General features: G+C 61.5%; 9 protein-coding genes. 4 read left to right on the forward strand and 5 right to left on the reverse strand.

Annotated elements, in window-relative coordinates; all coding sequences use genetic code 11:
• Window positions 1–10 precede the first annotated feature (10 nt).
• From purL to purS, 3 genes are read right to left on the reverse strand one after another with little or no spacing between them, the layout of a single operon-like run.
• Entirely contained in the window at window positions 11–2320 is a 2310-nt protein-coding gene (gene purL / locus AS189_RS03780) for a phosphoribosylformylglycinamidine synthase subunit PurL (RefSeq protein ID WP_062292892.1), read from the reverse strand.
• A 9-nt stretch (window positions 2321–2329) separates the two neighbouring features.
• A complete protein-coding gene (purQ, locus tag AS189_RS03785; protein ID WP_062286401.1) occupies window positions 2330–3082 on the reverse strand; it encodes a phosphoribosylformylglycinamidine synthase subunit PurQ in 753 nt (250 codons plus the stop codon).
• 2 nt (window positions 3083–3084) lie between these two features.
• Window positions 3085–3336, reverse strand: a complete 252-nt coding sequence (gene purS, locus AS189_RS03790) for a phosphoribosylformylglycinamidine synthase subunit PurS (RefSeq protein WP_038465086.1) — start codon at window positions 3334–3336, stop codon at window positions 3085–3087.
• 356 nt (window positions 3337–3692) lie between these two features.
• Between purS and AS189_RS03795 the strand changes: the two genes are divergently transcribed.
• Together AS189_RS03795 and AS189_RS03800 are read left to right on the forward strand one after the other, a co-directional pair.
• Window positions 3693–8234 carry a DUF7507 domain-containing protein gene (locus AS189_RS03795; RefSeq protein WP_062286402.1) on the forward strand — a complete coding sequence of 1514 codons (4542 nt, stop codon included), beginning with the start codon at window positions 3693–3695 and terminating at the stop codon, window positions 8232–8234.
• A gap of 117 nt (window positions 8235–8351) precedes the next feature.
• The gene (locus AS189_RS03800) at window positions 8352–9332 is read left to right on the forward strand and encodes a GDSL-type esterase/lipase family protein (protein WP_062286403.1); all 981 of its coding nucleotides are present in this window, start codon (window positions 8352–8354) and stop codon (window positions 9330–9332) included.
• Between the two features lie 198 nt (window positions 9333–9530).
• Here AS189_RS03800 and AS189_RS03805 read toward each other — a convergent pair whose 3' ends face one another.
• Window positions 9531–10442, reverse strand: a complete 912-nt coding sequence (locus AS189_RS03805) for a hypothetical protein (protein WP_062286404.1) — start codon at window positions 10440–10442, stop codon at window positions 9531–9533.
• Between the two features lie 4 nt (window positions 10443–10446).
• Entirely contained in the window at window positions 10447–10974 is a 528-nt protein-coding gene (locus AS189_RS03810) for a MarR family winged helix-turn-helix transcriptional regulator (RefSeq protein WP_082634041.1), read from the reverse strand.
• 29 nt (window positions 10975–11003) lie between these two features.
• On the opposite strand from AS189_RS03810, the gene AS189_RS03815 reads away from it, so the two are divergent.
• Together AS189_RS03815 and AS189_RS03820 are read left to right on the forward strand one after the other, a co-directional pair.
• Window positions 11004–11300, forward strand: coding sequence for a hypothetical protein (locus tag AS189_RS03815; protein ID WP_337589201.1), 297 nt, complete (start codon window positions 11004–11006; stop codon window positions 11298–11300).
• A gap of 107 nt (window positions 11301–11407) precedes the next feature.
• Window positions 11408–11638, forward strand: a complete 231-nt coding sequence (locus AS189_RS03820; RefSeq protein ID WP_237759963.1) for a hypothetical protein — start codon at window positions 11408–11410, stop codon at window positions 11636–11638.
• The last annotated feature ends 112 nt before the right edge of the window (window positions 11639–11750 follow it).

An 11750-nucleotide genomic window follows, 5' to 3' on the forward strand; every position in this document is an offset into this window, starting at 1 on the left:
CAAGTGGGGATTAGCCGAAGTACTTCGGCAAGGTGCCTTCGTGAGCAATGCGGAGTTCATCCAACGGAGCGCTGAACAGGCCCTGCAGATCCAGAGCCTCGCCGGCCGCGTCGACAACACCAATGCGGGCCACCGGGAATCGGCGGGCAGTGCACATGTCGTTGAAGCGGACTTCCTCGCTACGGGGAACGGACACAATGGCGCGTCCCTGCGTTTCGGAGAACAGCAAGGTGAAGAGGTCCACGCCGTCGCGAGCGGCAACCTCATCCAGTGCCACGCGGGCACCGGTGTTGTTGCGGAGGGCGGACTCAACGAGAGCAGCCGCAAGGCCACCTTCGGAGAGATCGTGAGCAGCATCGATCATGCCGTCGCGTGATGCGTTGATCAGGATTTCGCCCAATTCGCGCTCGATCGCCAGATCAACCTTGGGCGGCAAGCCACCCAAGTGACCGCGCAGGTTGGCCCACTCGGAACCATCCAGATCATCGGCCGTGGTGCCGAGCAGGTAGATGGCCTGGCCATCCTCAGCCCAGCCTGACGGCGTGCGGCGAGCAACGTCGTCGAACTTGCCCAAAACCGCAACCACGGGGGTCGGGTGGATGGGGGTCGAGCCGGTCTGGTTGTACAGCGAAACGTTACCGCCGGTGACCGGGATGCCCAACACCATGCAGGCGTCGGAGAGGCCGCGAATAGACTCAGCGAGCTGCCACATGACATCCGGATCCTCAGGGGAGCCGAAGTTGAGGCAGTCGCTGACGGCCATCGGGATTGCGCCCGAGGTGGCCACGTTGCGGTACGCCTCTGCCAGGGCCAGCTGAGCGCCGTGGTACGGGTCAAGGAAGGTGTAGCGGCCGTTGGCGTCGGTGGCCAGGGCAACGCCCAAACCGGTTTCCTCGTCAACCCGGATCACGCCAGCATCGTCCGGGAACGCCATAGCGGTGTTGCCGCCCACGTAACGGTCGTACTGGTTGGTGATCCAGTCCTTGGAACACATGTTGGGGGAGGCGATGAGTTCCAGCATCGCGGCCTTGAGCTCTTCCGGGGTGGAAGGGCGGCTGGCATCGGCAGCTGAACCGTTGAACACGTCAGCCTGAAGGGCATCCTGCCACTCGGGGCGGGCGAACGGGCGGTCGTAAACCGGGCCGTCGTGAGCCACGGTGCGGGGATCGACGTCGACAATTACCTCGCCCTCCCACTTGATGATCAAGCGGCCGGTGCCGGTGACTTCGCCGAGCCAGGAGTACTCCACAGCCCACTTGTCCATGACAGCTTCAAACGCCGCCATGTTCTCCGGCGTAACAACTGCCATCATGCGTTCCTGCGACTCGGACATGAGGATTTCGCCCGGGGTCAGGGTGGGATCACGCAGCAGAACGGAGGTCAGTTCAACTTCCATGCCGCCGTCGCCGTTGGAGGCCAGTTCGCTGGTGGCGCAGGAAATACCTGCAGCACCGAGGTCCTGGATACCCTCAACCAAAGAACCCTTGAAGAGTTCCAGGCAGCACTCGATGAGCACCTTTTCAGCAAAGGGATCGCCCACCTGAACGGCGGGGCGCTTGGACGGCTTGGTGGAATCGAAGGACTCCGAGGCCAGCACCGAGGCGCCGCCAATGCCGTCGCCACCGGTGCGGGCACCGAACAAAACAACCTTGTTGCCCTTACCCGAGGCGTTTGCCAGGCGGATATCTTCGTGACGCATGACGCCAACGGCCAAAGCGTTGACCAGCGGGTTGCCCTGGTAGACGGAGTCAAAGACCATCTCGCCGCCAATGTTGGGCAGGCCCAGCGAGTTACCGTAGCCACCAATACCAGCCACGGCGCCGTGCATGACGCGTGCGGTGTCCGGGTGATCGATCGCGCCAAAGCGCAGCGGATCCATGACAGCCACGGGGCGGGCGCCCATCGAAATGATGTCGCGAACAATGCCACCAATGCCGGTTGCGGCACCCTGGTACGGCTCAACGTACGACGGCGAGTTGTGAGATTCGATCTTGAACGTTACCGCCCAGCCGTCCCCCAGGTTGGTGACGCCGGCGTTTTCGCCGATGCCCACCAGCATGTCCTTCTTCATTTCCTCGGTGACCTTGTCGCCAAACTGGCGAAGGTGGTTCTTGGAGGACTTGTAGGAGCAGTGCTCACTCCACATGACGGAGTACATGGCCAGCTCAGCGCCGGTGGGGCGTCGGCCCAAAACCTTCACGACGTCGTCGAACTCGTTTTGCTTCAGGCCAAGCTCGGCCCAAGGCAATTCAACCTCGGGGGTCACTTCGGCGTTAGCAACGGTGTCAATGTTGAACTTCTTGGCGGGCTCTGTTGAAATCTCGGACATTTACTTGCCTCCCAGAAGGGTGTTCAAAACTGAGGTGAAGAAACCCAGTCCATCGGTGCCGGTGTGGCCGGGACCGTAGCCGGTTTCAACGGCGTGCTCGGGGTGCGGCATGAGGCCCACCACGTTGCCGGCGGCGTTGGAAATACCGGCGATGTCGCGGCGTGAACCGTTCGGGTTGGTGCCGACATAGCGGAATGCCACACGGCCCTCAGCCTCAAGGGCGTCTAGGGTTTTCTCGTCCGCGATGTACTGGCCATCCTGGTTCTTCAACGGAACCGTAATGTCTTGACCGGCGGCGTAAGCGTTAGTCCATGCGGTGTTGTTGTTCTCAACGCGCAAAACCTGATCGCGGCACAGGAACTTCAGGTGATCGTTCTTGATCATGGAGCCGGGCAAAAGGTGCGCCTCGGTCAGGATCTGGAAACCGTTGCAAATACCCAAAACAGGCAGCTTGGCATCGGAATTGGCAGCGTCCACGATCTTGGACATCAGCGGCGCAAAGCGTGAGATGGCGCCGGCGCGCAGGTAGTCACCGTAGGAGAATCCGCCGGGGATGATGACGGCGTCAACAGCAGCAAGTTCGGTGTCAGCGTGCCACAGTTCCACGGCGGTAGCGCCGGAAATGCGGACGGCGCGGATGGCGTCGCGGTCATCGAGTGTGCCGGGGAAGGTGACAACGCCGATGCGGGCTCCCGCGAGGCGGGAGTCAACGGGGGCCAGTGTGGCCCCGCCAATCAAGGGAGTTTCACTCATGATTAGTCCGCCACAACTTCAACGTTGACTACGTCTTCGATGACAGGGTTGGAGAGCATGGTTTCCGCTGCTTCACGAGCCTGGGCCAGGATCTCCTCGGTCACCTCGCCATCCACGGTCAATTCAAAGCGCTTGCCCTGACGGACAGCAGAGAATGCAGTGAAGCCCAGGCGGGGGAGTGCGCCAACAATGGCCTTCCCCTGCGGGTCCAGAATTTCGGGCTTGAGCATGACGTCGACAACGATCCGAGGCATCGAAGGAACTCCTGGTGTTTAAGAGAGGGTGCCGCGGAGGTGCCGTCTTACGCCAACTTATCGGGTCACTTATTGCTGACCTGAAATGTTATGAGAAGGCGCTCCGCGAGCTTGCCATTCCATTCTACGCAGTGATTGCAAACTCAGGAATTTGAGTGGCGCACGTCGCATTCGCGCTCGAGTGGCCGCCAATGCAGGTGGTTCCGAAACAATTGCAAGAACACTAGTGATTGTGATCCGTAACACGGTAGTGTGATGCAGGTCATCCTATGTCCGACTTTCTCCACGACTGTCGGTGGATGCCTGATGTGATTGCAAGTCTTTGATGGCCGTCGACGGCCACATGAAAGGAATCGATGAAATCCACCGATAGAGCGCACCGTCTCAGACGCAGGTATGCGACGGTCACCGCGGGGGTACTGACCGCCGGATTGCTGACGAGCATGATGAGCCCGGCCTTCGCTGAAGATCCTGTTTCCCCGGCAGCTGCCGGTTCCTACGCCGAGCAGGTCTTGGCCAAAAGCGGCGACAAAGCCATAGTGCCGAACCAAGCGTTCTACCGCATTCCCGCCCTGGCAGATTTGGGTGGCGGCGTAATCTTGGCAGCCTATGACGGCCGTCCCGACGGCGGTGACTCGCCATCGCCGAACTCCATCGTCCAGCGCCGCAGTGTTGACGGCGGCAAGACCTGGAGTACGCCCACCTTTGTTGCGCGCGGCCAGGTGGCCTCAAAGACCGGCCTGCAATATGGCTTCAGCGACCCCAGCTACGTCGTGGACAAGGTGACCGGCAACGTCTTCGCGTTCTTTGTGTACTCCAAGGACCAAGGCTTTCATGGCAGCACCTTCAGCTCGGATGATGCCGACCGCCAGATGGTCAGCTCAGCTGTTGCCGTTTCCACGGATAAAGGGTTGACATGGTCCATGGACCCGGGCAACATGCCCACTCTGCCCGCATTGGTGGACTATCCCGCCGATTCCAAGTACGCCGAATTTGCTGGCCCGCTGATCTCCAATGTGGTCAAGCCTGCTGGTGGGACGGTCGGCAGCGTCAACAATGTTGGCGGCGTCGCTGGCCTCTTTGCCGCCTCAGGCGAGGGAATCCAGCTGCAGTACGGTCCAAACAAGGGCCGCTTGATCCAGCAGTTCACCGGCAAGGTCAAGAATGCATCCGGCGGCACCCCGTTCCAGTCATACAGCGTGTACTCCGATGACCATGGCAAGACGTGGGAGCGCGGCGCATTCACCGGCGACGGCATGGATGAGAACAAGTCCGTTGAACTTTCCAACGGTGATGTCATGATGAACTCCCGCGCCAGCTCCGGCGGCCAGGGTGGCCGTAAGGTTGCCATCTCCAAGGACGGCGGTGAGAGCTACGGTGCGGTCACCATTGACGCCACGTTGCGCGACCCAGTTAATAACGCGTCCATTGCGCGGGTTTACCCCAATGCTCCGCAGGGTTCCGCTGAAGCCAAAGTCCTCATGTTCTCCAATGCGAACAGCAATACTGGGCGCAATAATGGCACCATCCGTTACTCCTGCGATGACGGCTCCACCTGGAGCGCCGGCAAGCAGTTCAAGAGCGGTTACATGTCTTATTCCACCGTCACGGCTCTCAGCGACGGAAACTTTGGCCTGCTCTATGAGGCTGATGGCAATGCAATTACCTTTGGCAAGTTCGACGCCGCATGGCTGGGTGTTGACTGCCTCGGCACCATGAACGCGGCCCTCACCGCAACAAACGTCTCCGGCACCAATGGCACCACGGTTGATGCGGCTCTGACAGTGACCAACAATGGAGACAAGGTGCTCTCCGGCGCCAGGATTTCCTTCGCAGCCAAGTTGGGCTGGGCCCTTGGCAAGGTGGTGGTTCCCGATGTGGCACCAGGCGCCACCGCAACTGTCAATGTTCCGGTTGCTATTCCGGCCTCTTCCCGTGCCGGGAATGTTGCCCTAAGCGCCCGGCTGAGCCTCGGTGAACAAAGCATCACGGCTAATGTGGCCCTCACTGTCACGGGTGGCGCAACCGCGAACGTTGCCAAGATCGCCGTCGACGGCTTTTTGAACGCGCCGGTGCGCGATGTGACCACCACCCCGTATGCCGTGGGGGAGCAAATTCCTTACGCCTTTAAGGTGGATAACCTCAGCAACTTCACCGTAGAAGTACGTCCTACGGCAGGCAACTTTGACCCGTTGCGCCGCACCAATGAAGGGGGTACCAGTAACTCAGGAAATTGTGGCTTCGGCACCTTCATTGTGGGGCAGAGCTACACCTGTGCCACGCCGCTCCACCTGGTTACGGCAGCTGAACTGGCGGACGGATTCTTTGTTCCGCAGACCACTTGGCGAACCACGGGCGGCGGGCTTACCGAGACGCTTCCTGTCACCGGTGAGGAAGTGGACCTGCTGGTCCGCAAGCCCTCACTGTCTGCCACTCACGTTGGTGCAGAACTGGTGGACGTTGATGCCAGTGGCTACGCCACCGTGGGTGACAGCATCAGCTACACCTCTGTCATTACCAACACGGGCAATGTCCGGCTCACCGGGGTCACCGTCGCAGGACAGGGCGCCTTTGAACTGGCGCCGGCTGAAAGCAAGACCCTGACGTCCCTCTACACCTTGACTGCGGCTGATGTTGCGGCAAACAAGGTAGTCAACGGTCTGGTTGTCACCGCGAAGAATGGTGCACTGGGAGCTGCTTCCTCCGTTTCGGCAGCCCCCGTTGCGGCTTGCTCCGATGAGCTGTGTGGTGCGCAGCCGCCCATGGACAACCAGATCCCGCAAAAGCAGATCAGCATTGAATCCGTCTCTTCTGAGGCAGCGACCGGGGAGCCGGTTCCCAACGGCCCGGTGTCAGTCCTACTTGATGGCGACGCCAACACGTACTGGCACACCAAATGGTCCGGCACTGCCGATGTCTTCCCGCACTCAGTGGTCTTTGACCTGGGCGGCCGCTACACGGTCACGGACTTTGAATACACGCAACGGCTGGGCTCCACCGCAGTTAACGGCCAGTTCAAGGATTACGAGATCTATGTTTCCGACAGTGCCACTGAGTTTGGCGAAAAAGTCCACAGCGGCGCATTTACAGCCTCGAAGGATCGCCAGCGCATCGCCATTGCCGGTAATAAGGTTGGCCGGTACGTCAAACTTGTGGGCCTGAATTCAATTGCTGGCAACGAATTTGGTGGCGGTGCAGAAGTCAACATTGCCGGACTCCCCATCGCGGCGGGGACGGCAACAGTTTCAGCCACCCCGGGATCGCTCGAAGCTGGCCAGAATGCCAGCATGCTGCTGGCGGGATTCCCGGCGAATAGTGCCGTGACCCTGACTCTCGATGCGGCTGTGTCCCTCGGCTCAGTGACAACGGACGCGGCTGGCGCCGCCAGCAAGTCCGTCACGATTCCGGCCGGAACAACGGTTGGAAACCATACTGTAACGGCCACTTCCGGTGAAGTTACTGCTACCGCGGCGCTCGTTGTCACGGCTCCTGTGCCGGTGCTCAGTGCCGCCATCAAGGGGGAGCGTGCCGATACGGGTCGCGACCTGGCCACTACTCCATACAAGTCCGGAGACCAGCTGCCGTACAACTTCGTTGTCAAGAGCACCGCTCCCGTCACGATCAAGATCTACCCCACCTCGGGTGAATTTACCGGCTTCAACATCAATGCATCACCCAACTGCCGGTATGGCGTTCTTGGCGCAGGGCAGGGCTACACCTGCACCACGGCAAAGCGCCTGGTCACGGCAACCGATGTCGCCAACGGCTTCTTCCAGCCCGTCACAAAATGGGCCCTTGAAGCAGCAGGTTCCGCGACCGTCAATTACACGATTGACGGCGGCGAAGTTGACGTCCTGGTCCGCAAGCCTTCGCTGGCCGTGTCGGTTGGTGCCGGCGTCTTCGAGGACAAGGACGGCGATGGCTTTGCCAGTGCTGGTGACGTGGTGAGCTTCCCGATCATTGTCAAAAACGATGGCAATGTGTCCCTGACAGACATCACTGTTCCCAGTGTGGACGGCCCGGCCGCAACCCTCGCCGCGGGTGCCAGCAGCAACGGCACCATGAAGCACACCCTGACGGGAGCTGACCTGGCCGCCGGCCACGTGGTAGGCACGGCTGTTGCCGCTGCCAAGAACGGCAGCAAATCAGTGGCCAAGGAAGCCACCGGCGCAGCGTTCACGTTGAACATTGCCCCGGAGCCCACGGCCACCGCCACGGCAACACAGGAGCCGACGGCCACCGCCACCGCGGAGCCGACTGCAACGCAGAAGCCGACGGTCACGCCGACCGCGGAGCCCACTGCAACGCAGAATCCTACGATCACACCGACGGCAACGCCGACCGCAACGCAGGAGCCGACGGCAACGCCGACCGCGCCCGCCGACGGCGAACCAGCCGGTTCAGTCAGTGATGCATCGGTTGCTGCCGGCGGGGAGCTGGTCATCACCGGCCAGAACTTCAAGCCCGGCACCACGGCCACCTTCACGCTGCACTCGGACCCGGTGGTTCTGGGTACGGCTGTTGTTGACGAGGACGGATCCGTGTCCCTAACGGCTAAGGTTCCTGCCGGAATCGCTGCCGGTTCACACACTGTGATCATCACGGGCACCGCTGCAAATGGCGAAGATGCTTCAGTGAGCATCGCACTGGAGATTGCCGCAGCAGGGAGCACCGACGGTGCAACCAACCCGGCAACAACCACCGGTGCCGGCGCCACGGATGCAGCCACCACAGCAGCTGCTGCCACGGCGTCGTCCGATGGCAGCACTTCCGGTGGAAGCGGCGGGTTGGCCAACACCGGGTTCGGCACGACGCCGCTGCTGTTGATTGGCGGCCTGCTGCTTCTGGTCGGGTTGCTGGTGATGCGCCGCGTCTCGACCGGTGGTGCCCGTCATTAGTCAATAGCGCAAGCTCATGAACCAAGAATGCGGGGCTGCTGGCACATTGCTGGCAGCCCCGCATTCTTTGCACTGTTCGCGCCACGGTGGATGGCCCATTCTCGGTAAGATTGCACCATGTCTTCAGTTGCCGCCCAATGGTCCGGAATGTTCGCCACCCAGCAGGAAGACGACGGTTCCCAGCGGTTTGATCGTCTGGACCCATCGGGATTCCTGCCGCCGTTCACCGACGGCCTGGCGAACCGCGCCGCCATGGCCGCCGGGGTTCGCGCCGGTTGGCACGCCGACGGCGGCACCCTCACTATTGAAGGCCGAGGAGCCGAGGACTGCGCGCCCTATGACATCCTCGTCAACGGACACCGCGCCCACCGACTGCCTGCCGCTGGCGCCCATCGCCATGAAGTGGTCTTGGACGGCCTGGCACCCAACTCGCTGGTCCAGCTGTGGCTGCCGCACTTTGGTGACTTCACCCTCGCTCAAGCCGAGTTCGACGGCGCAAACGTCACCTCAGTGGGTGAAGAGGGTCCGCGGTGGATCACCTACGGCAGCTCCATCACGCACTGCCAGCAGGCCGACGGGCCAACGCAGGCCTGGCCAGCGCTCGTGGCAAACGGCAATGGGTGGCGGCTGAGCAACCTGGGCTTGGCGGGGGAGTGCCAGTTGGACCCCATAGCCGCTGACACCATTGCCCAAACCCCGGCGGACATCATTTCTCTGTGTGTGGGGATCAACAGCTACAACGCCGCCGTTTTTTCCGAGCGCAGCTATGGCCCGGCGCTCCAGGGCTTCATCAAGACGATTCGCACCGCGCACCCCGAGGTGCCGATCGTGGTCATCACCGCTGTGCGCTCGCTGCCCCGCGAGGACAAGGCCAACGCAGTCGGTTGGACCCTGGCCGACTACCGCAATGCCACGGCCCAGGTTGTTGCCGTGATGCAGGCGCAGGGGGACACGAATTTGCATGTCATTGACGGCGCCACGGTGCTCACGGCACAGGAGGCGGCGGAGCGGATGCCCGACACCCTGCACCCGGACACCGCAGGCTACGCACTCATGGCGGAGCGGCTAGCCCCGAAGCTGGCAGCCTTCCTCCCCTGACCGCCCCCGCAGCCGGACCATCCCTCAGCGATTGGGGTGTTTTCCGAATCCCTCCCTCACCTTTTGGGCATTTCTGACTAACGCGTCCGCAGTGGATGAATCGCAGCCCGGGTGTAGTGATAGAGCGTCGGTCAGAAAACCCCAATCGGTGATAGAGCGTCGGTCCAGATACCCCAATCGGTGATAGAGCGTTGGGGGTTAGGGGAGGGCGTCCACTGCCGCCCGCAGCCGCTCCCGCAGCACCGCCGATTCCGCGCTGAATGCCCGCTGGTGTGCCACATAATCTGACTTGCCCGCCGCCGTTTCAATGGGAATGGGCGGGTAACCCCACGCGGCGAGATCGTACGGGGAGGCCTGCATGTCCATGGCCCGGATCCGCCATGACAGCTCAAAACAGTCCATGACGAGTTCGCTGGGCAGCGCCGGGGACAGCTTGTACGCCCATTTGTAGAGGTCCATGTTGGCGTGCAGGCATCCCGGTTGCTCCAGATCGCGCTGGTTCTCACGCGTAGGTCTCAACTCATTGAGTCCGGAAGCCTGCGGCGTGTAAAAGCGGTAGGCGTCAAAATGCGTGCAGCGGATGCGGTTCTCCTCCACCGTCCTATCCGTTCCGGCCGAGCCCAGCCGCAGCTCGAGATATTCGTGCCGCACGGCATTGGCTTCCTGCTGGTACACCATGGCCCATTCATGCAGCCCGAAACAGCCAAATTGCGCGGGGCGTGCTGCCGTGCGGCCCAGGATGATCCGGGCAAAATCGACTGCTTCCTTGCGCTGTTCCAGAAACTTCTCAAGATCAAGGACGACGCCGGGCCCCTCCGTAGGTGCCCCCGCCGCCTCGAGCTCGTTCCCGGCAGCCGGGCGGTAGAACTTCCAGCCCAGGCGCTCGGCCGCGGCGGCACCCGTCAGGACTAGACCGGGGCCAGGGTGCCAGCGGGAAAGCTGGCCCGGCTTCTGCGTGTAATACGTGAAGAGGAAATCCTCCACAGGGTGTTTCTGATTTGCCGAGCGGCGGGCCAGGTACGGGGCGGCGTACCGGTCAACGCGTTGTTGGTGCGCGGCCGCCCGGGCCTGCCACACACTCTCAGGCAGGGAAAGTAGGGCTGGGGTCATGGTCTCAATTATCCGCCATTACGGCGGTGTCATGGGCGGGCGTGCCCGTCATCACCGTTTCGGGCACACCGCCGGCGTCGGCGTGGGTGGCGGCATCGATCAAGGCCATCATGGAGTGGTGCAGTGCCATGGCGCTTTCGCGAGTCAGTCCGAGCCGGGCCATCATGGTCCCCGGCACGGAGAGGGCCTTCTCGCGCAGGGCCGCACCGGCTGGGGTGAGGTCAATGGCCAGTGCGCGCTCATCGACGCCGTCCTTAGTGCGGGTGAGGTAACCAAGCGCTTCGAGCCGCTTGAGCAGGGGAGAAAGGGTGGCCGATTCCAGCAAAAGCGCGGCGCTAATGTCCTTGACGCGGCGCGGGGCCTGCTCCCACAGGGCAAGCATCACCAGGTACTGCGGGTGGGTCAACTGGAGTTCGGCGAGGACCGGCTTGTAGGCGGTAATCACGCTGCGGGAGGCCACGCTGAGGCCAAAGCACAGCTGGCGCTCAAGCAGCAGATCATTCTCGACGGCAGTCACGGTGTTGCTCCTCATTTAGTTAGTGCACTAAGTATCAGAGTACTATGGATACTGTCGCCACCGCCGATCGGGTTGAAAAGCATGTTTACAACCCCTCACCGCAAGGACTGCCAGCTATGCCCAAGACTCCTTTTATTCATAGAATGATGCGCTTCACGGGCCGTCTGCGCTTTATTTTTGGCCCCGCAGTAAGCAGCCCGCTGGATCATGAAATGACGCCTGAGAACAAGGCGCTGTTGGCATCCCAGCAGGCCGCGTCTCAAGCGTTCATCACCGCAACCAGGCCCGATGGGAGCACGTATCTGGTGCCGCGGGACCCGGACGATCAGTCACTTCGCTAGCTCGCCTCGGTGAACGCTGCTGTACATTCATCTGTGCCATTGGCGCCCTTGAGGCGTAAAATGAGGGAATCCTGTACACGCGGTTCTCTTGTTGAGAGGGGGTGTTGATGATGACGAGCGGTGAAAAGTTCGTGGACAAGTTAATGCATGCCACGGAGAAGTTCAAGAAGGTCTATGGGTCTGCTGACCAGGGCGACATGGATTCCCCTGTGGTACATCGCCATGACGACTTCGAAGACAGCAGCGATGAGCAACTGACCCACTTTGAAGAGCGGACGGATTCAGACGGCCACCATTACGCTGTCCGCAAGGATGAAGAACCAGCCGAGGAACATTAGCCCCAAATAAGAAGCTGACCCGCAGAATTCTGCAGGTCAGCTTCTTTGGTGTGTACGCCCGTAGTGTTGGGCCCACGCTCACCAGGTTCCCAGGAAATCGCGTCAGCGATTT

It is taken from the genome of Arthrobacter alpinus (genome assembly GCF_001445575.1).
Lineage (GTDB): Bacteria > Actinomycetota > Actinomycetes > Actinomycetales > Micrococcaceae > Specibacter > Specibacter alpinus_C.

What these genes read in the sequence shown, in the direction of transcription:
- purQ (WP_062286401.1), bottom strand. Translation starts at nt 3,082, where the DNA reads ATGAGTGAAACTCCCTTGATTGGCGGGGCCACACTGGCCCCCGTTGAC.
- purS (WP_038465086.1), bottom strand. Translation starts at nt 3,336, where the DNA reads ATGCCTCGGATCGTTGTCGACGTCATGCTCAAGCCCGAAATTCTGGAC.
- AS189_RS03795 (WP_062286402.1), top strand. Translation starts at nt 3,693, where the DNA reads ATGAAATCCACCGATAGAGCGCACCGTCTCAGACGCAGGTATGCGACG.
- AS189_RS03800 (WP_062286403.1), top strand. Translation starts at nt 8,352, where the DNA reads ATGTCTTCAGTTGCCGCCCAATGGTCCGGAATGTTCGCCACCCAGCAG.
- AS189_RS03805 (WP_062286404.1), bottom strand. Translation starts at nt 10,442, where the DNA reads ATGACCCCAGCCCTACTTTCCCTGCCTGAGAGTGTGTGGCAGGCCCGG.
- AS189_RS03810 (WP_082634041.1), bottom strand. Translation starts at nt 10,974, where the DNA reads ATGAGGAGCAACACCGTGACTGCCGTCGAGAATGATCTGCTGCTTGAG.
- AS189_RS03815 (WP_337589201.1), top strand. Translation starts at nt 11,004, where the DNA reads ATGGATACTGTCGCCACCGCCGATCGGGTTGAAAAGCATGTTTACAAC.
- AS189_RS03820 (WP_237759963.1), top strand. Translation starts at nt 11,408, where the DNA reads ATGATGACGAGCGGTGAAAAGTTCGTGGACAAGTTAATGCATGCCACG.